The sequence below is a fragment of the Natrialba sp. SSL1 genome, assembly GCF_001861355.1.
Classification (GTDB): Archaea; Halobacteriota; Halobacteria; order Halobacteriales; family Natrialbaceae; genus Natrialba.
In genome coordinates this window covers 18986-37742 of sequence record NZ_MASN01000011.1, presented here as the reverse complement: position 1 = coordinate 37742, position 18757 = coordinate 18986, and the positions used below count along the sequence as shown (strand labels likewise).

17 protein-coding genes and 2 pseudogenes are annotated in these 18757 nt (G+C 55.6%); 8 read left to right on the top strand and 11 right to left on the bottom strand.

The genetic code is table 11. The features are described 5' to 3' along the window. Positions 1–41: 41 nt before the first annotated feature. Together BBD46_RS02680 and BBD46_RS02675 are read left to right on the top strand one after the other, a co-directional pair. Positions 42–1244 carry a DUF4157 domain-containing protein gene (locus tag BBD46_RS02680; protein ID WP_071400220.1) on the top strand — a complete coding sequence of 401 codons (1203 nt, stop codon included), beginning with the start codon at positions 42–44 and terminating at the stop codon, positions 1242–1244. Positions 1245–1246: 2 nt separating this feature from the next. Beyond that, the gene (locus BBD46_RS02675; RefSeq protein ID WP_071400219.1) at positions 1247–2206 is read left to right on the top strand and encodes a hypothetical protein; all 960 of its coding nucleotides are present in this window, start codon (positions 1247–1249) and stop codon (positions 2204–2206) included. Positions 2207–2312: 106 nt separating this feature from the next. Here BBD46_RS02675 and BBD46_RS21485 read toward each other — a convergent pair. Continuing rightward, positions 2313–2453: pseudogene (locus BBD46_RS21485) on the bottom strand (antitoxin VapB family protein); the annotation flags it as partial. A 347-nt stretch (positions 2454–2800) separates the two neighbouring features. Between BBD46_RS21485 and BBD46_RS02670 the strand changes: the two are divergent. Beyond that, a complete protein-coding gene (locus BBD46_RS02670) occupies positions 2801–3145 on the top strand; it encodes a winged helix-turn-helix domain-containing protein (RefSeq protein WP_071400218.1) in 345 nt (114 codons plus the stop codon). Positions 3146–3459: 314 nt separating this feature from the next. Here the strand turns inward: BBD46_RS02670 and BBD46_RS23495 are convergent. The 6 genes and pseudogenes from BBD46_RS23495 to BBD46_RS02645 form a co-directional block, all read right to left on the bottom strand. Then, positions 3460–3717, bottom strand: a pseudogene (locus BBD46_RS23495) (type II toxin-antitoxin system RelE family toxin); the annotation flags it as partial. Further along, entirely contained in the window at positions 3710–3991 is a 282-nt protein-coding gene (locus tag BBD46_RS02665; protein WP_071400217.1) for a ribbon-helix-helix domain-containing protein, read from the bottom strand. The pseudogene BBD46_RS23495 and the gene BBD46_RS02665, both read right to left, overlap by 8 nt. A gap of 201 nt (positions 3992–4192) precedes the next feature. Further along, the gene (locus BBD46_RS02660) at positions 4193–4468 is read right to left on the bottom strand and encodes a hypothetical protein (RefSeq protein ID WP_071400216.1); all 276 of its coding nucleotides are present in this window, start codon (positions 4466–4468) and stop codon (positions 4193–4195) included. Between the two features lie 177 nt (positions 4469–4645). Next, positions 4646–5068 carry a type VII toxin-antitoxin system HepT family RNase toxin gene (gene hepT / locus BBD46_RS02655; protein ID WP_004213510.1) on the bottom strand — a complete coding sequence of 141 codons (423 nt, stop codon included), beginning with the start codon at positions 5066–5068 and terminating at the stop codon, positions 4646–4648. Beyond that, positions 5068–5511 (bottom strand): type VII toxin-antitoxin system MntA family adenylyltransferase antitoxin, encoded by a 444-nt coding sequence (gene mntA / locus BBD46_RS02650; RefSeq protein WP_071400215.1) that lies wholly within the window; start codon positions 5509–5511, stop codon positions 5068–5070. Before mntA ends, hepT begins: the two co-directional genes overlap by 1 nt. 1469 nt (positions 5512–6980) lie before the next feature. Further along, a complete protein-coding gene (locus BBD46_RS02645) occupies positions 6981–7736 on the bottom strand; it encodes a hypothetical protein (RefSeq protein WP_071400214.1) in 756 nt (251 codons plus the stop codon). Between the two features lie 151 nt (positions 7737–7887). On the opposite strand from BBD46_RS02645, the gene BBD46_RS02640 reads away from it, so the two are divergent. The 3 genes from BBD46_RS02640 (at position 7888) to BBD46_RS02630 (ending at position 12963) form a co-directional block, all read left to right on the top strand. Then, positions 7888–8175: a hypothetical protein gene (locus BBD46_RS02640; RefSeq protein ID WP_071400213.1), complete on the top strand. Its 288-nt coding sequence runs from the start codon at positions 7888–7890 to the stop codon at positions 8173–8175. 340 nt (positions 8176–8515) lie between these two features. Next, positions 8516–10378 carry a hypothetical protein gene (locus tag BBD46_RS02635; protein ID WP_139173475.1) on the top strand — a complete coding sequence of 621 codons (1863 nt, stop codon included), beginning with the start codon at positions 8516–8518 and terminating at the stop codon, positions 10376–10378. Between the two features lie 305 nt (positions 10379–10683). Further along, positions 10684–12963: a hypothetical protein gene (locus BBD46_RS02630; protein ID WP_071400277.1), complete on the top strand. Its 2280-nt coding sequence runs from the start codon at positions 10684–10686 to the stop codon at positions 12961–12963. A 32-nt stretch (positions 12964–12995) separates the two neighbouring features. Here BBD46_RS02630 and BBD46_RS02625 read toward each other — a convergent pair whose 3' ends face one another. Next, positions 12996–14021: a hypothetical protein gene (locus tag BBD46_RS02625; protein ID WP_071400211.1), complete on the bottom strand. Its 1026-nt coding sequence runs from the start codon at positions 14019–14021 to the stop codon at positions 12996–12998. Between the two features lie 256 nt (positions 14022–14277). Here BBD46_RS02625 and BBD46_RS02620 point away from each other — a divergent pair, with 256 nt between their 5' ends. Both BBD46_RS02620 and BBD46_RS22060 read left to right on the top strand, forming a co-directional pair. Next, positions 14278–14892 carry a hypothetical protein gene (locus tag BBD46_RS02620; protein ID WP_071400210.1) on the top strand — a complete coding sequence of 205 codons (615 nt, stop codon included), beginning with the start codon at positions 14278–14280 and terminating at the stop codon, positions 14890–14892. Next, positions 14885–15478, top strand: a complete 594-nt coding sequence (locus BBD46_RS22060) for a hypothetical protein (protein WP_139173473.1) — start codon at positions 14885–14887, stop codon at positions 15476–15478. The genes BBD46_RS02620 and BBD46_RS22060 overlap by 8 nt, the downstream gene beginning before the upstream one ends. A 399-nt stretch (positions 15479–15877) precedes the next feature. On the opposite strand, the gene BBD46_RS02605 is transcribed toward BBD46_RS22060, so the two are convergent. The 3 genes from BBD46_RS02605 to BBD46_RS22910 form a co-directional block, all read right to left on the bottom strand. Beyond that, positions 15878–16735 (bottom strand): hypothetical protein, encoded by an 858-nt coding sequence (locus BBD46_RS02605; protein WP_071400207.1) that lies wholly within the window; start codon positions 16733–16735, stop codon positions 15878–15880. Positions 16736–16867: 132 nt separating this feature from the next. Further along, a complete protein-coding gene (locus BBD46_RS23070) occupies positions 16868–17920 on the bottom strand; it encodes a hypothetical protein (RefSeq protein WP_171908141.1) in 1053 nt (350 codons plus the stop codon). Between the two features lie 64 nt (positions 17921–17984). Beyond that, positions 17985–18704 carry a hypothetical protein gene (locus tag BBD46_RS22910; RefSeq protein ID WP_071400206.1) on the bottom strand — a complete coding sequence of 240 codons (720 nt, stop codon included), beginning with the start codon at positions 18702–18704 and terminating at the stop codon, positions 17985–17987. Between the last annotated feature and the right edge of the window lie 53 nt (positions 18705–18757).

Below are 18757 nucleotides of genomic sequence, written 5' to 3'. Positions count from 1 at the left end.
ACTGCCGGGAATCCACGACCGTCAACGTGGTGAGTCGGTAGATGGGACGAAAGCGGACACGCAAACGAGCATCGAAGTCGACCGACGCCGACGAGTCGACAGAATCACAGACGAAACGTCGCTCCTCGAGTTCGACTCGATCGAAGAAGGGTGGGCCACTGACCGGAACCGCGGCAGTCGATCAGGGCATCGGCAACGATATCAACGCCTTGACCGGCCAGCCTGAAGGATTCAACGCGATGGCCGGGTCGAACACGCCCGACTTCGAGCCGCTACCCACTGGTGCCGACGCACAGATTCAGCGTGCACTCGAGGGGACCGATACCACGCAGGAGGAGGTTCCCGACACAGTCCTTGACGTGCTCGGTCAGGGAGGGACGCCGTTGGACAGTCCGATTCAGCGTGCACTCGAGGAGCGCATGGACGCCGATTTCTCGAACGTCCGTGTTCATACTGGTGCGAAAGCCGCCGAAGCGGCTGAGGCGATCGACGCGAAGGCGTTCACCTGCGGGAACGATATTGTATTCAATTCGGGCGAGTACGATACCGAGAGTCCGGAGGGACAGCATCTGTTGGCCCACGAGCTGGCGCACGTCAAACAGCAGAATGGCGGTGCGACAATCAGCATGATGCCCCAGGAGGGTGCAGATTTGGAGATCGATCCCGATCCGCAGTTAGAACGGAAAGCCGACGAGGCGGCGAAGCAGGCACTCTCCGGTAAGGGCCCGCTGGTGGTCAATCGGATGGGGACGGACGTACACGTGCAGCGGACTCCTGCTGAGGTCAGCGTCGAGAACAACTACAAGGGAATCAGTGACCTCGTCGACGAGGTCAGCGAGCTTCGCGAGCAGGTCAGTGAAAACAGTCAGACCATCGAACAGACCCAGTCCTCGCTGACCTCCCTCGAGGACGAGGTCCACTCCGGTCTGGGAGAGAAAACCGCTGGCCTCGCCGCCGGTGGCATCGGAGCCGGAGCCATCGCGCTCGGCCGAGCGGGTATGGAACCTGCCCTTCAGGAGGGGCTTTCCGAGACTGCGATGAATCCGGAACTGGCCGCCCCCGCGATGGCCGCGAGCCTGATGGCCGTCGGTGTCGGTACCGCCAGTACTGGTGCGAAAAGCCTCTGGGACCGAGCCAAAGAGCGGTTCTCCGGGGACGAAATAGACGAGGAAGAGCAATACGACGCGGAGAGTAAAGGCGATCAGTCGATCACTAGCTCGATTCGAGAAAAAGTCATCAAATAACGATGGATGCAACATTTGAGGGGGAGTTTGAGGAAGGACTGGCAGTTACCTTAGTTGACAACTATGGGTACGATCACCTCATCGTGATGGAGGAAGATGGGGAAATATTGGGTCATGAAGCAGACGATTATCCCGACGATCCCAAAGACCGTACCTTCGAAGAAGACGAAAGCTTCTCTCAGGCCCGCCGCTTCGCCCGCTGGCACGTCTACCGCGAGACGGGCTACGACACGGTCCCGAATCCGGACAACCCCGACCGCATCGCGGCTGCCCTGATGGCTGTCCTTGACCTTGAGGATGAGCAGTTCGACGAGTACTTCGGAATGCTGTACGAGCAGATGGCCAGTCACGAGCGATCGGACGTGATGCCGGTGCTCGACATCCCGAACGATGTCTACAACGAGGAGTTCATCGTCTACAAGCAAAATATCTACCTGGCGGAGGATCTCGACGCCATTCAGGAGCAACTGCAGCGCCCAGCGGTTGATGTCCTCGGAGAAGACACCATTCAGGAACTCGTCGACGCGCAAGGCCAGGGACTCGTCGCCAAAGCTCGGTCACTCATCGGTGGCGGTACCGACCAGACCGACGACGAGTTCGACCCCGACGTTTCGTTCACTGATCTGACGATCGCGGACGTCTCCGGGCTCGACACGATGTACAGCGAGCCCGACGGCTACAAAACTATCGAGGGCGAGGACCCAATCGATCGCGAGCCTGACGCTCGGATCGAAACCCTTCCGATGGGCTTTACCCGGGAGCAGTTCCGTCGCCACGTCGGCCACACTCTCGTCTGCCAAATCCGCGATTGCTTCGTCAGCATGGGGCTGGAGCCGCCGGCTCAGTACCGCGTACTCGGGCACGGGAAGTTCAAGTACTCCGCAAAGTACCGGGACTTCGACTTCTACCCGGACTACTGGGACCATGACGCCCGCATCTCGGGTTACGTTTCGCCCGTATAGGACGGAGTGTCACTGTATCGAGTCGTCGAATTACATTGCTGGAATGCGAAACGTGTGATCGATGTCACCCGCAGCAAGGGCCAGCCACTCACGCAGCCGATTCAGCGTCATTGGAGACATCGCGGAGATTGTGGAGCGACCGTCCGCCGATGAGTCGGTCTACGGCGTCACTGAACGACCCGTCATCACGCTTGGTCGCTTTGATGCGTTCGTAGACATCGTTCTCGAGACGGCTCTGGTGTGACATCCCCGACAACGTTGACGCTCTATGAGAATTACGGTTGGGGTGCGGTAGCTATCGAAATGGCTGGTCTGATCGTCTCGGTTGCTGTGTTGATCTCTGTCATTCGTCAGGTTCCAGACGCGTCACACTCTCAGCATCGGCCTCCCACTTTTCCCGCGGGGGCGCAGGCTCACCCACCTCAGTTTTGGAAATTACGATTTTGGAAATCGTAATTTCTGTCTACACCCCAAGAACTGTCTCACACGATGTGACTGAGTATGGTGTTCCGAGAACCGATGTGCTTACATCAGTTATGTAGTGACACTGATGATAAGAGTATAGTTATGACTCAAAATATCTTAGTGACAAGTATGCCGATTGATATCGAGACATTCAACGAACACTCTGACACTGAACTCAAAGGAGAGACGAACGCAGAGCGGATCATCACGTATCTGGCCCGAAACGATGACAAGGCGTGCACACCCTCCGAAATAGCTGCTGGAACAGGAGTGAAGAAGGGCTCAGTCAGTACTGTCCTGAGTCGTCTGGAGGATGCAAACCTGGTTCGGCATAAGGGGGAATACTGGGCGATTGGGGATATGGACCGCGTCCGTGATGCGTATGACTTCCACAAGACCGTTCAACGACTAAACGAGCAATATGGGTCCGAAGATCCCGAAGAATGGAAGGAGCACGCGGTTGAGGGCAAATAGATGGCTACAACCGAGGCGATGTCGTCATCGGCTACGACACGTTCAGCGCAAGTTTCCATAGTCGCCATTTGTGGAGAACTACGACCGGATGAAACGATTGATGGGGACGTACGTTCCATACAGTGCCTAGATATCGGAGAATCGTGACGAGTGGATCGAAGCGAGTGAGAACGGAACCGAATGACGCAACTCAGTTGACTGATTTATCCATATAGGGTTGCGAACTGGACGGGAGCCTTCTCCAACGACCGTCTGTCCCACTCTACGGGATCGTCAATTCTGGTTCCAGTGATCTCGTTTCCAGAGGCATCATGGGGGAGGTGTCGATCATACACATTCCGCCGGTGACCGACTGCCTCGACGATGAGAATATCGTCGTCGCGATCCCAGGAGATGATCGCTCGGTAGTTACCGGCACGAAGTTTATAATATGGGTAGCCGGAAAGACGCTCGAGTCGATGTTCGGTCCAGTCAGTCGCCTTATCAGCTTTGTTCAGTACACGATCGGCGACTTGCGGGTCTCAGTTCTCGAGATGGCCAATCGCTTGTTCAGTGTACTCGACGTCAGTCATTTACGCCGAGGCGATCACGAACATCATCAGCAGATTGCGTTTCACCCTGCTTTCGCTGCTCGCGGCTCTTTACAAGTTCCTCGAGCGTTTCATCGGAAAGTCTTGCTGGTGGATCAATCCAGTCGCGGAGTGCGTCGCGGACCGCCTCCGACCGCGAGGTGTACCCCCGACGCTCGTACTCCTCGTCGATCTTCTTGAGGAGCCTGTTTGGAACCCGGACATCGATCTTGGTGGTCCCGTTGCCGTTACCGTCACCACTGGTGTCAGTGCTCATTACTGTGTGAGACGTCTGTCTCACAAATAACTGTTTTTCCTACTGTGAAGGTGCGGATATGCGCTCGCACGTATGCACCACTGCTGTCTGGGTGACCGAACTCGCCGTCGTAGACTGCCTTGAGCGCTGTCCTCGCCGCGCCGTGTCTCGAGGCACCCAGTTCCTGCTCCGCATCGAGAAGGCTGGTACCGATACAGATCGTTATCCGTCGAGTCCGTCGTCGATGTCGCTCTCGTCCGTTTCGACGCCCGACCGGAACCGATCACGACGCATCGCTTCTTTCTCGTCTTCCGAAAGGGGTACTGACGAGTCTCGGAACGAATTGATCACGTCACTGCGTGATTCGTACGCCTCGTCGATGAGACGAGTCACCAGTTCCTGTTGCGTGACGTTCCGTCCCGTCTGGAGTCGGATCTCCGCCTGGAGTTCCTCGAGCCGCGATTTCGCGTCCTCGTGGATCTTTACTTCCGTGGTCATACGCTATCGTTTCATCTGTAACTGGATACCCGTTTCTACGCAATTTTCGCTGGCCGATACTGTTTCATCGCTTTGTACAACGGTCTCGAGTGCTGTTCTTGTTATTTATAGGGAATCAACATCACTCACAACGCGGCGTTTCCACCCTGCCAACCGTGGGGCGGGGAATCCGCCTCGCTACCTAGTTTGAAACCACGTTGCAACCTCCTGCTGAAACCGGTCGAACCACTCGAGATCCTCCTGCAACACATCGTACACGAGGTCGTGGTCGATATCCCCGTACCGATGGGCGAGGTGATTTCGAAAACCGACAGCTTCCGCGAGCTTCGACCCAGTTTCGGCCGCAATAATATCGGCCTCAACGAGCGCTTCGATTTCCTCACGTGAGGTTTCGGCGGTCCCGAGGTTCTCGGAAGCCCGGATATGACTCGCCAGATCGATACAGGATTGGATCGCGTTCATCAATGACCGTTCGACAGCACGCTGAAGAACGACATCTTCGAGATACTCCGTTCTGGAACCATCGCTCATCTCCTTGCATTCGTTCGTGTACTGATTGATCAACGCAAGCCGGTCTCCAACTACTTCTTCGTCGACCATTAGACATCTCCCGCAGCGAGTCGGTCGATGAACTCGCGTCGCTGTCGCGTGCGCTGTTCGTGGGAGTCCTCGACGCGCTGTGTAAGGCGTCGTTCGTCTGCCGCTTTCGTTTCCTCGTCGCCGTACACCAGCCACCCATCTCGAAGCGCGTTCAGCGCGACGGTATCGGGTACCGCCTGTCTATCACTGACATCGACGAACATCTCGGCGTACGACTGGAGCTCGCTATCGATTTGATTGCGCCGCCGAAATCGTTCGTGCCGAGTACAGTCGTCTGGAAACCGAACGCAAACGTCGAGGTCCGACGCCGGTGACGCTGTTCCGCTTACGTGCGATCCGAACAGCACAGCATACTGTACGTCGGCATCAGCGAACACCGATCGAAAGCCCTCGAGATCGACGCCAGTGAGGCTGCCATCTGACTCCGGAGCGTCGCCTCGCATACGTTGGGGTACGTGTTGGACCGCCTTATACTGTCTGCCAAGAGAGTACTGTGTCGTCCATTCGTGATGTCAATGGTGAGTACGTCTCGTCAGTCACTTGCTGCCAGGTCAAGCCAGAGTTGGATCGACGGATACGCTTTTCGCGTGACAAAGGTGGAGTTGGCTACTACAGCAGAAACTCGGGACTGTAACTCACAATTGTGTCTTTCTTGGCCAATCTGAACTACAGATACATACTAGAATCCAGTAGTATGTGATAATCACTTCTTAGTGTGGCTAAAATCCATCTATTCTATAGTAAAACCCCGGACGGGGCCGGGGCATACTACTCAGCACCGATTGGATATAATAATAACAACCGATCTGAGTAACGTACAAACGGTCACGTGGAATCCAGCACGGAGGCATCCAGGCCAACAAGGAGTAAGAAATTGCCACCCAGAAGACAGAGACCCCAACTACAGGTAGAAACTATCTAATTCGTTCTAGAACTTGCCTGTCCTGATGGTGGGCGGTACTCGAGTACACGTTTGATTACCCGAGTCCAATCCCGGGACTGGAAGACTGAATTTGGGAACTGCTGGTAACAGATTCACACTCCATCTCCGACCAGCGGTAGATTCCCTGACCCAACTCGAGTCCCATCCGTGCCAGGTCGATACTGATTCCCATCGAAACTCCAGATGGTTCCCATGGGGGCCAGCCAACACTGAGTTGGCTTTTGAACCTGACCTCAACCGAAAGTGGGCCACTATTAGACCCATCATTCTGAGAACTATTATGAAGACAACTTCTGATAGCAACAGTATTATGATGGGTATTCGGGCAGCTACGAAACCATTGGACAGCAGGCTTCGTCTCGAGTAGGACCGAAAAGTATCCACTTGGGATGATAGCCTTCCCACCGGCCAGGGTAGTTTCCCTTGAGTCCCAGCAGGCAGTGACTCCTCAGGAAAGTAAGATAAGGTCCCCGTTTGGCTAGTCCCAACTACAAAGAGAGTGTTATTATTATATCCAATCGGTTTTGAGTAGTATGACCCAGGCCACGTCTTGCGATTTAGTGTAGTCTGGGATGGGGCCTCTACACCCTAGCTCATGGTAGGATGAATAGTAGTATAGGAGTAGTATACGACACTTGCGCTACTCTCCCATACCATATACTACACTTTTGATGATCGATCTAGACTGAGCTGGTTTAGCTATGATGATCACTTTCTCCACCAAATACTCGCTATCGTATTCTCCTCTTCGGCGGTAGTACACTGTCGAAATAACAGCGCCCTGTGTTTCACATCAAATATCTGTCTGTATTTATACTCTCTATACGTATGGCAAAGTACAGATACCTTGTAGATTCATTGCTGGTTTAGTCGGGCGCTCATAACTTGTGCTCGACCCCTGGTTACAGAAGGTACAGGCGAAGGCCAACAGAAGAATCTCTCAAGTCAAGTCGCAGAAGACGTCAACACTCACAGAGTCGCGAGATCGTAGCCAAAGCGCAGGTGCTCAAGACAGCTGACCACTGCCATTGCGATGCCTAGCGAGAGGATACCCCAGAGTGATACCATTACAATGGGGTCTGGGGTGAAGCCACCGAATACTGGTGTCGCCGCAAAGAGCAAGGACAGAGCGGATCCCGCTGCTGTCAGAGTGTAGCCGATGTTCCACCAATCCTGGTTCAACCACTGCCTTGTCGAAATTGAAATGCTCGGGAGTGGGAAGATACTGAGTGGGGCTTCGTTTCTGGTTGCCTCCGTTGGCTTGATTTGGAACTCAACGTCGTCTTTGAATGGTGGGGCGACGTCTTTGTGCTTTGGCAGCCCATAGAGGTGTGTGCCCTCTCCTTCCTTCTCTACGACGCCGTGCTCTGCTAGATCGTTTGCAGGGTTCCGGAATGCGTCTTCCTTGAATTTCTCCTGTGCGTTTGCCAGATTCTCCAGCGAGAACATTCGTCTGTCCTCTTTTACCTGTAGATACTGCAAGATACAAAATACGGTAAGCGGTTTCAGGCCCTCGTATCTGTAAGCTGTGATCCCGCCTTTGGCCGTCCGTAGAGTTGGAAAGATCGTTGAGAGGTCGTAGTTTTCGGTGACCCATTTTGGGAGCACCGCCTCAGTAAGTTCCCAAGGGCGATTGAGGTTTGTCTCACCGGTATAGGCAGACTCCGTTTGACTTTCTTCTTTTTCTGTTCGTTTCACCCGTATATATTCTGATTCCTCCCTCATATATTTGTTGAGTCATTAACAATAACCAATGGTTCGAGATGTGGTAAGGCCCCCCTCTCCCAACTACTTTTTGAGGTGATCTGCCCCGGACGACCACCCGCCCGCAGAACGCAGACGCATCGAATCCAGATCACACAGTAATCGACCAACAATGAGCCAGAATACCCACACCAACGACGGAGAAATCGCGGTTGGCAACTCTCGTCCAGTGGTGTACCAGCAAGCGCTAGAACAGTACCTTGACGAAGAACTCGAGGAAACTCCGGATTCGCGGATCGAATTCGCACACTTCTACGACGACTTCAGCAATTGGTACCAGAAGCACAGCGACGACCAGCCACCAGCTACACCCTGGTTTGGGCGAGCGGTGCAAGCGTCCGGACTGGAGACCGAACAAACCCCAGACGGGAAACACCTCCTCGGCTGGGCGTTCAGCTAGAGCATAGACGCCGCTAACCACTAGACACAGCCGCATCGCTTCCAATTTTTGTATGGACCAATCGCCCCGCTCAATGTCGGACGATAGTGTGACGCCGATGGTTGCCCGCCATGGGGCCGTTCACTGTTGTCTGCCTGGTATCGATGACCCGTCGTTTCGGCTGGAGTATTCGCTTTCGCCACAGCTGTGCGAGGCGATTACCGCTGCGACACACGTGGTTCCAGAACTCAATTCGGTCGAGATACTTCTGATCACAACGCCGACAACGACGACGGTAGCGGTTCATGGGAGCAACAGTTTTGCACACAACACCGGTCGTGGTGTTGCAGGCTCCGATTCCATGGAACGGGCTGTTGGGGGCGATGTCTTCGCGCAGGCGCTTGAAGAGACACTCCCTGGCTGGGTTGGCGTCGAACAGGGAACGCTCGTGCTGGATCTCATCGGGAGTGCTGCGATGCCGACGAGTCGACTGGTTGTAACCGACGATCCACCATCATCGTCGGCGCTTGAGTCGTTCCTTCAAGATGTCTTCGCCAACATCCACGATCGTGGTGTGCCAGCAATGTCACAGTTGCTGCTACAGCCACAGTCGTCCTCGTCGCAGTTTTCGGCGACAATTCGTGTGGCCGAACTGGGGGCACCGAACCGGCCAGTTGGTCGCCACGGGCTTGCAGCCTCCATTCAGGAGCCTCCAGCATGCTCACTTGCTCGTGTCGGTCCTTCATCGATCACGTCGAGTCGGCGTCTGGCCGATCACTACTGGACAACTGGTGTCGACGGAAGCGATCAGACCGAGACTCCAGGCCTGACCACCACCGACGATGGTGAACACGACACCCGACTCCAGGCCTCCCAGACGGCCCTGGAAGCGCTTCGACTCCGAGACAGCACTCACGAGTACGCAGCGCTTTTGGATGGCCAACCAGCGTGTGGGCCATACGAAGCGTTGCCCGTCGAACCGACGCTGGAGCTGTCGGCTGACACACTCACAGGGCTGCTCGATGGTGTCCCTTCCTACGACGGCTCTCACTGGCCGGCGGGACTGACGCAGTTTCCACCGCGGCTTATTCGCGAGACCGTCCACCGGGAGGCTGCGGGCACTACCCACGACGATGTGCTTGCTGGCCCCCATCCGGCGATGACCCAACTCGGTATCCAACCCGATGTGTCTCTCACGGAGTTCACGTCGGGGTGGCTAAAAGAGCACAACAGCCACGCGGACCAACTCGAAGAGCGGTCGCTTGGAGCGCCCCACTTCCGGGGCAACCCTTTCGATGAGGATGGGCCGGTCGTCGTAGTTGACCCGAACGACGAGACGTCGACAACGGCCGTCGAGACTGCAGGAGAACTCATCATGGTGGCGAACGCGGCAGTGCGAGCTGACTCGTACCTGCTTGTCGTCACACCCACAGAGGAAGCCGCTCAGTGGGCCCGCAGGGTACTTGCAGTGCCGTACGCTGCTCGCCGAGGGCCACACACTGTCGAGTTGTACACCGTCCCTGACGTCGTTGGTACGGACTCTGGTGGGCTGCTCATCACCGAACGTGGATCTGGAGAGCCGTATTGGAGCGTCTCCGGTGGAACGCAGCAAGCACTGTCTGCCGGGGATCGGTGTCTTGGGTCTGGCCCAGTGAGCGAGCCACTCTCGTCGTATTCGTACGACACACCACAGCTACTCCAACGCGGTGACTCACACATCGTCTTGCATCAGGAGGGGTATCCCCTCGAGACGGTCTCATCGCTTGCTGCCTGCCGAGACGATTACTGGCTTGTTCGTCGACCAGTGCTGCCGGTCCAGCCGTTGTTCTGTGCTGGCGTTACGGTCACATACCGACGCGATAGTGACCTCATCGAACCGATCCGTTCCCAGAGCTGGGACGACGAACAGGCACTGTCGCCACTGGAGCACCATCTCAAGTGTGCTCTCAAGCGGTTCATCGAGACCTACACGGTCCCCATCTCGAGAGGGGCCGACGGCGAAGCCTCGGCATTTCTTGAGGCGTTTGTTCAGTGGTATGCCAGTGTCTCAACGCAGCCAATTCCGTTTCTGGGGATGCTCACACGCTTGCTCCCGAGTGAGGTTGCCGTACGGACGGATGCACGAGGTCGACCGGCTGTTCTGGAGAACCGACGCTGGTGGCTTCAGACCGAAGCCATTGCACACGGCTGTGCGTCGCCCCAAAGCACCGATTCGAACAGCTAACAGACAACAATGAACGACAGACGTAAAACACCAAACACGACTTGCTCACGCTACGATAGCGAGCGGTTGGCATCCACGAAGGGGATGTTTCTCCGTGGATCGACGACAGAGCCACCACTCATGAGTGGGTGGTCTCACGGTAGTCACACCGCCGTCTCGATTCTGCGAACTCACTGGCGTGAGTCCTGTAGTATTGATTGCAAAACACACCCCCGAAGCAGCGTCTCAACACGATGGATTCAGTAGCACGTTATATCGACCAGAACGACGGATTCCGGTACTGTCGGCTTGGTGCGGTTCGACTAGTGTTCCCGGGCCATGCCAATCCGAAGCAGCGACTTGAAGAGATCCAGGAACTCAACGATGTCGCAGAAGACGTCCTCGAGGAGCATGGAATCGATCTGCTTGAGTTGTTGACGTGGCCAGGAAAAGTACAGCAGGAGTATTTCCTTATCGGCCACAGCAACACATTCACCCACAATCAGGCCATCGAGACTCCGGACGAAGACGACGACGGTGACTCAGCGGCGGAGGAGTCTACATCGAGCAAGGTCAGTGTGGATCTTGCAGAGTACACCGATGATGGTGCTCCCGATGCGGAGTCCGACAGTGATGAAATGGAGCCGGATACTGATTCCGATCAACCAGTTTCAACCAGCGGCGACAACGGTGACACCCGAGCACAGCGAATCAAAAACATCGTCAACGACCACTTCGATGGGCGAATTGGCGCGCAGATCTGTACGCTCAATCTCGCACCGCTCGGCGAGATGCCGGTGCCGACAAGTCGGCTCTTGATCCCGCCAAACCTGACGCTTGACCCCGTCGAAACGTCGCGAAAAGCACTGACTGCTAACCTCGTCCGAGACCTCAACGAAGACCGGATCGCCTATCTCCACCAGTCGCTGGTAACGAAGGCGGGCTCATCGGACTCACACGACTACCTCGTTACGTCACGGCTCGCTCCGTTTGGGACTGGTCACGGAATCGTCACTGAATCTGACCTCCAAACACACCTCGCTGCACAAGACCAATATCGTATCTCGAGCTACGCCCCCGGGCCAGCTAGTGACAACTGGGGACTCCCGATCGGACCACACCGGCGATACGCCAACCAACAAACGAGCCATCCTTCGAAGCTCGAACAGTTCGATGAGATGAGCCTCCGCCAAGGCTCTATCGAAGACCTTGCAGCCGGCTATCCCGAGTATCGGGCACTACTTTCCGGACGAGTATACAGCGACGATCGCTACAGCGAACTTTTTGGCGTCTACGGTCGTCTTCCGGTCTCGAAAGCCAACTTGCTGCACTTTTTAGCTATCTCGCCGTCTTATTTCGACGCAGACTCCTTTGACGGGCTTGCCACTACTGACGCCCCTGAATACCACACTACGAGCCTCGATGCTGAGATCCCTGGAACACGGCAGTCCTATGGCGTTGAAGAAGCCGGTGATACGACCACAGTGGTGGATAGTTCCGACGAAGAATCGCTGCCACACAAGGAACTCGTCAATAGCCGAGTTCGTTTTCTGGTCCGACACGGCCATACAATTATCGCTGTCGACCAGGACGTTCTCGATGCTGACATCGACATCTCAGGTGAGGACCCAACCGAAACGCAGTATCTCGAGGGGGAATCGCGTCCAGATATCGTGAGTGAGAACGAAGGTGTCATCCACTTCCACGAGGTTGAAGTCGAGAACAAAACGAAGCCATCTGCACTCATCACGAACCTTGCACGGGCTGTTCACCACGATCATCCTGTGCATATCATTACCGAAACACGGCGTGACGCAGAGAGCAAGCTGTGGTCACTGACTGATGAAGCCAAAAAGGGGCCCGTCAGTATGCCGTTCAAACGCACTGACGAAAAGGGGACGATCCTCTACAACCTTGACAAAGCAGCACATCAGGACAAAGAAGTTTGGTATCTTCTGCCTCGTGACCAGACTGAAGCTATTTGGCGGTTAACGCCTGATGATCGCCTGCAGTTGGTTGGTGAGGGTGGAACTATCCTCGCCGAAGGCGATGCTGAAGCACCTGCCGGCTCATTCGTCTTCCACACGCCTCGGGTCCGGCAAGATGGCAACGAGTGGGTCCTCGAAACGAGTGGCGGTGAAATCTTGCGACGGCGACAGAGCAAACGCGCGGCTGCAAGCGGCTATCCCTATATCCGGCTCCCATGCGTCGCACCTCGGTTCGAGTTCCTCGAGAACACGACCGTCGAATTTGAGTCGGAAAATGGATTCACCATCTTCGACAAGCCCCCGAAGTGGGAGCGGCCCCACGAAAACGACTCGGTTCGCTATGAGGAAGCAACAAAGACCTTCGTTGAGCTTGTCACAGTCGAAAAACAGGACGCTGAGATCCCGATTCCGAAGCTACGGCGGCGATTTAAGTCGTGGTACCGGACACAGACCGATCTCAAGGAGCCAAACGAGACCTGGTTTGGTCGAGCGCTCCGGGCCTACTTCGATGTCGATGACTCAGACGACCACAACAAGACGCTAGTTGGTCGGACGTTCCGGTTCTCGGAGGGGCTTCTATCACCAGATCTCTCGTTCGTCGACGACGAATCTGAGTGAGAGGGTACCCCCTCGTGGAAGTAAAGCCTTCATCACGGCACTGGAACTGCTGTCCATTCTTTTGCAGCACCACAGCCGGTAGCAACCAAACTTACCGATAGCCAGAAGCCAGCAAACAGCACCAATGCAAGTCCAGCGATTGGTGCATATATCGCCCCGAGAATACCACTCACCAAAACGAAGACAAAGAGAAGTCCTGCATCAAATGCCCCTTCGAAGTACTCGTTCTTTCCAGACACAGTGACCCCATCTCGGAGCGCTTCACCGTTCGCCCGAATCTGTAGGATTGGTAGAACTGTCTGTCCAACAACGTCGATGGGGTTGTCTGGTCCTTCGGACGGTGCGTCATCGTGCAAGTAGCCTGTGTCCGAGTCATCGTCTTTACTGGTTCCCGTACTATGCTGACCGTGTAGTGACTCGACCGCTTCACTGATTGCGTGTGATGTCCCGACAGTTTGGAGTGGGTTGGCTTCTGCCCGTGCTTGTTTCTTCTTGTTCCTGGCACCATCGTTCAGCCCACCAGTCTCGGATAGCGCTTGTTCTACATTTGAACTCTTACTCTCTGACGCTGCGTTGGCCACTGTCGACGATGAATCTGCCTTCGAGACCGTTTTTTGTTTAACAGTCTGTTGGCGGGTTGTGACCGAAACAGGAAGCCCCGTCGCAGAGACTGGATCTCTCCCAGCGTATGGGTTGACCAACCAGACGACGTTCTCATTTCCATCTTTGGTCTTCCCGATTACAGTCCTTTCGTTGAGGCGGTAGATCGGTTTCTGCAATTGGGTGTCGTCAATAGATGTTCCATATAGTTTCCCTATTTTCGATCGTATCGTCGCTAATTTCACGCCTGTCTCTGGTGTGTGAGACTCTGAAATATGCAGCACATACAGGATCCGGACCACGAGTGATGGCTCTCCCAAGTTCTGATAGTAAAATTCGTCGTGTTTCTCGTCCCTGGCGAACGTTGAGTAACTATTGGCCAATATCTGTTGGAGATAGTCTGGGAGTTCCCACCCATGGTTCGGAGGATTGTCTGGTGTAGATTGGCCTTCAGACATAGTTTGGAAAAAGACATCCACACTTGAAGTAATTCCGGCCGATGCGGGATCTGGCTTTACCGACGATTGGTCCTTGTATATTAGTCTTTTGCAGTGTCTGGTAGGGATATACTCAACGTGTTTGATTTCAAAGTGGCAGTGTCCCCCCTACGTCCTTCGATTTTCATACACTAGGAGGATTTCTTACATGACTTTCATCCAATCACCAGACAACGCGCTACTGGGCTGATCAAGGGGGCTGTATCACTTGCTGGGCATGACCCACTCAACAGATAGCAAAGCGAAGACGCACAAAGAACTGCTCGAGCAGGCGGCGGCTCAAATCGCCGGCTCTGAGACAAGTGTCACAGAGAGACATTTTGAGCAATCAATGGCAAAGATTGAACTGCGAACGGACGACCGTCACTTTCTGATTGATGGCACAGACCAGCCTACCGCGGTTGTAATCAACCACCTGCGGACAGATGAAGCGCAGTCTGCTGATGATCACGTCATTACGGTCCCGACGCAAACTAATGCCGAAGAATTGTACGATCAACTCACCGGCGAAGGCATCCTATACAGCGTGCGTATCACAATTCGCTATGGCGAAGACCGAACCAAGCACACTGCAGTGGACCTGAAAGGAACATCTCGCTCTACCAGCCATCAGCGAATGATTAAGCGCTTTGTCGAGAGTGAACTTGAGGAAGCACCCGGAAGGAAGCTCGGGGTATCGGTTTTTGCCGAGCGATTTCTAGTATGGTGGCAGAATTCAACCGACATGATGGAACCGAATAGCACTTGGACCGGTCGGGCGCTCGCTGGTTGCTTTGATGTTGAAACCACGACCGAAGGGCGCTACCTCAAGGGGTGGAAATTCAATGAGTAGTCCATCACAACCAGACACAGCTGAAGGGACTGATGAGAACGGTGTCGAACAGCTCATGCAGCGACTCACGGATATAGAGCAGTGGCGAAACGGAATGAGTTTGTGGAAAGATAACACAAACAGCCGCCTTGAGGACCTCGAGCGTGAACACGACATTGAGTCGCTTCGTGACCGGGTAGACGAACTCGAGACGCTCGCCGAGCAGGCAATGGTGGTCGCGAGCGCAGGACACGATCCAGACGCTGAACCAAAGGTTGAACGAGCAAAGCGACTTACGCGAAATGAACTGGTCCGTCGATCCGCTGTTGGCGGTCCGGCTCGAGGTCGCCAACTCATGGTCAGCGATGTCCAAAAGATGGCGCAACCGGACATGGTCCTGGCCTACCAGTCGGTCAAAGATGCGTGGATCGAACTAACCTCCGAATGGGCTTGCTTCCAGGAAACGACAAAAAACGGGGACAAAGCCATCACCGTGAAATCACGGGACATTCCAAAGCCCCTGGCACGAGCTGTTGAGGTCGATTTAGACCGGGACGATTTGTATAAGAAGCTTATTAGTGCCAAAGGTGACGGAGGGGGGAACTGATGCTGTCCTTTGGCCGTGGTCTTCCCCCACCACCGTAATTCACAGAAAATTTCATCCATGTTATCGTTATGTAAGTGTATTATTAGATATGTGTGCGTTTGTAGAGGCGTCGCGGAGCGTCGCGGTTTCGATTTCTTACTCTTCCTTTGGCGGTAATAAGCTAATTAGCGGAACGTGGATGTCTCCAGTGACAGCTGTTGTCTTCAGGATATCCGCTACCAGCTGTCCGTCATTGTGACCACCGACGACCACTCGAGTGCTACACCTACCGGTACCCAACCCTCGTACACCCGCGTTCGTCCTGTGAGTTTAGCTTCTCAGAGACTCATGACCCCTCTCTCGAGGTCACGTCTTCCCCACTGTCCCCGGTTGTCCGAGGACACCAGCTGTCACCGGCTGTTACGTTTCACCTGGAATCTCGACATCAGTAGGAAGCACTACCCGCCGCTCAGTATACTCGAGTCCGTTCTTGCGCTCTGTTCGTTTGCGAACAGCCACCCGATGCTTCGAGAGATCCAGCAGAGCATCGATCACCCTCGAGACCAACTTCTTCGCGTAGCTCTCACTGATTCCCTGTTCTTGCCGACGGATCCAGTGTTTGAGATCGCTTGCTTTGATGTACTCGGCGATGTCTTTGCAGCCGGCTTCCCAGGGATTGTCACCGACACTGTCGTCACTCCGGGCCTGCCACAACCTCGCCGCTAACCGCGTTGGGAGCGCGTTCGCTGCTGATCGACGCATCTCTTCGTCCATTCGTGCTAATTGCTGAATCGGCAAGAGGTCGCCGTAGGCAAGCGAGACGTCGCCGCGATCAAGCGGGTCTGCACTCTCGGGCAGTCGGAAGTAGGTCTTGCCGTCGTCTTTGGTCAGCCGCTCGAGTCGTCCATTGGGAACGTCGACGGCGTGTTCGTCGACTGTCTCTTCACGGAGATGGGCTCCCTTCTCGAGTTCGCGTGACTGCAGTTCCGTCACGCGCTCCTTGTTCGCGGTCGCTTTGTTCAGCGCTGCTGCAGTCGCTTTCTCGAGGCGATTGCACTCCTGATCGACCGTCTTGAGTTGTGTGGCGTGATCAAGTGTGGCTTCCAGTTCGATGATGCGGTCTTCCTTGGCAGCCAGCCGCGCTTCGAGGTCACTGATGTGGTCGTCTTTGGACTCGAGTTGAGACTCGAGGTCGGCAATACGCTGTTCGAGAGCTTCGAGGCGTTCGTCGAGGTGGTCTGGAAGCTGTGCAGTCGTCGTGGGAGTGGGTGAAGACATCGTTGGTGGGACGGGAATCAATGATCGAATCGGTACGTAGCGGTCGCTGCTGTGACACTGCGCTGGAGAAGCGCACGTTCGGTCGAAAGCGACGACGGTTACCGGGTGTGGACGTGTGAGCCGACTAGGGGCTCAGTGGCCGGCAGCCGGGTGTGTGTCCTCGTCTTCGTCGTCGATGGGCTCGTACTGTGAGCCATAGCCGACGGGCTTGAAGCCGGGGACGTAGCTGAATCGCTTGCCGGGTTCCGGTCGGAGCATTACGGGGAGTGTCCCCCGGTTTTCGCGGACGCGATACTCAGCTCCCCACTTATCGAGATCCGGGTCGGGCTTCGCGATCCGTGGAGCGGGTAGTTCTGCACGCTCGAGGTCGTCAAGGTCGAGGACACGAATCTCGAGTTGGCGGGCCAGGGTTTCAGCCCGGTCGGTCAACTCGGTAGTGTGACAGAGTACCGGCATTGCACGGCAGGCAAAGGCGACCGTACTCAGACGGAAGATATCTCCAGGGGTGATGGTCTTGGTCGACCAATCCTTACACTGGGCAACGATCCAGTCATCTGGCTGGTGTTGTTTCTCTTCGCGGACGGCGACGACGTCGATTTCGAGGCTGAAGAGTGTCTGCCGGGCCATATTCTTATAGCCCCAGCGTCGGAGTGCGCGCTGTAGTTGGTACTCAAGCCACCGACCATCGCCCTGATCACGGCCATGGACGTGGTCGAAGGAGGCGTTGGTTCTGATACGCGAGGCTCCGAACTTGCCGATGTAGCTGTCATCAGGATCGAGGTCCGGCAGAACCTCTCGGAGGGAGAGTGTTGCCTTGATCGCGCTTTCGATTTTGTCTTTTGGGGACTCACCGTAGCGATAGTCCGCAGCGCGTTCAGCCTTCGCGTAGTCGAGACAGTTGCTCAGGCGAGATTCGATACGGCGAATGCCGTCTTCGTAGTCATCGTACGGATCGGGGCTGTCCGGAGCCGTGCATTCAGCCCCAGGCTCGGCTGCAGGAAGCAACGACGTTGCCTCATGGAGTGCTTGCTGGAGGAAATAACACTGCCGGCGGACAGCTGCCAGGAGTTCCTCATCGTCGCGGTACTCTTGACACAGCGTGTGGCGAATCGCCTCGACAGTCTCACGAAGCGGGGCCAACTGCTCGTAGTATTCGTTCGGGATCGGAGTGTCGTCGCTTGTCATTGCGTGCGGGATGGGGTTGTTGGGTGGTCGTCGCTTGCTCTGAGTGTGAGCGCGTCTTGGTGGTTCATCGTGACCTCGAGTCCGACCGTGAGGTGTGGTCTGTGAGCGGACTCGCTGTGAAGTGTTCTCGACCCAGTGGGGTCTCTGACAGCGACTGCAGCGTCGGCTGGCCCCGCTTTTGGAGATGGTGGGTGAGCACCTCGGGTTTGATGTCGTACCATCGGTCGTCGTCTTGTTCGCGGTAGCGAAGTTCATCGTCGACGGCCACGAGGATGCCCTGTTCGTTCTCGGTGTTGGCATCGAAGACAAGCGCCGGCGGGTCAGGCTGGGACCAGGTTCCACGAAGCTTCTCGAGTAGTACCTCAAGAAGAAGTGGATCACTCGGATTGCGGTGGCGTGTTTCGGTTGGCGTGCGGATTGCGACGTCGTCGACCTCAGTTCGGCTGCATGGTCGCCAGCCTGTGCCGTCCCACTCAAGGAGGCGACGGCTCCAGCTATCGCCGCCGTGGGTAGGCTCAAGAATTTCCCGTCGTGGCGGCCGTCCAGTGGGTGTCCACTGGAGGATTATTGAGTCGTCACCGGGTGTAGCGGGTGCATCGCAGTGTTTTCGGACGGCGAGCAGAGCCGGATCCATCTCCGAGCGTGTTTGTCGCAGTGTCTGTATCAGGTTCGCCTGCAGCGTGACCTCGAGTTCATCGGTCTCCTTGAGCTCCTCGAGGAGGTGATCGATCTGGCTGTCAATATCCTCAAGCGCCGTAAGATACTCCTGAAGGTCGTCGTTCATTGGATGTCCTCCGTCCAGTTGGGCTGTTTGGTGTGTGCTCGCTGTGTTGGGCG

Bases quoted from the DNA above. Each gene is read 5' to 3' on its own strand.
- BBD46_RS02680 (WP_071400220.1), top strand. From the start codon at position 42: ATGGGACGAAAGCGGACACGCAAACGAGCATCGAAGTCGACCGACGCC.
- BBD46_RS02675 (WP_071400219.1), top strand. From the start codon at position 1,247: ATGGATGCAACATTTGAGGGGGAGTTTGAGGAAGGACTGGCAGTTACC.
- BBD46_RS02670 (WP_071400218.1), top strand. From the start codon at position 2,801: ATGCCGATTGATATCGAGACATTCAACGAACACTCTGACACTGAACTC.
- BBD46_RS02665 (WP_071400217.1), bottom strand. From the start codon at position 3,991: ATGAGCACTGACACCAGTGGTGACGGTAACGGCAACGGGACCACCAAG.
- BBD46_RS02660 (WP_071400216.1), bottom strand. From the start codon at position 4,468: ATGACCACGGAAGTAAAGATCCACGAGGACGCGAAATCGCGGCTCGAG.
- hepT (WP_004213510.1), bottom strand. From the start codon at position 5,068: ATGGTCGACGAAGAAGTAGTTGGAGACCGGCTTGCGTTGATCAATCAG.
- mntA (WP_071400215.1), bottom strand. From the start codon at position 5,511: ATGCGAGGCGACGCTCCGGAGTCAGATGGCAGCCTCACTGGCGTCGAT.
- BBD46_RS02645 (WP_071400214.1), bottom strand. From the start codon at position 7,736: ATGAGGGAGGAATCAGAATATATACGGGTGAAACGAACAGAAAAAGAA.
- BBD46_RS02640 (WP_071400213.1), top strand. From the start codon at position 7,888: ATGAGCCAGAATACCCACACCAACGACGGAGAAATCGCGGTTGGCAAC.
- BBD46_RS02635 (WP_139173475.1), top strand. From the start codon at position 8,516: ATGGAACGGGCTGTTGGGGGCGATGTCTTCGCGCAGGCGCTTGAAGAG.
- BBD46_RS02625 (WP_071400211.1), bottom strand. From the start codon at position 14,021: ATGTCTGAAGGCCAATCTACACCAGACAATCCTCCGAACCATGGGTGG.
- BBD46_RS02620 (WP_071400210.1), top strand. From the start codon at position 14,278: ATGACCCACTCAACAGATAGCAAAGCGAAGACGCACAAAGAACTGCTC.
- BBD46_RS22060 (WP_139173473.1), top strand. From the start codon at position 14,885: ATGAGTAGTCCATCACAACCAGACACAGCTGAAGGGACTGATGAGAAC.
- BBD46_RS02605 (WP_071400207.1), bottom strand. From the start codon at position 16,735: ATGTCTTCACCCACTCCCACGACGACTGCACAGCTTCCAGACCACCTC.
- BBD46_RS23070 (WP_171908141.1), bottom strand. From the start codon at position 17,920: ATGACAAGCGACGACACTCCGATCCCGAACGAATACTACGAGCAGTTG.
- BBD46_RS22910 (WP_071400206.1), bottom strand. From the start codon at position 18,704: ATGAACGACGACCTTCAGGAGTATCTTACGGCGCTTGAGGATATTGAC.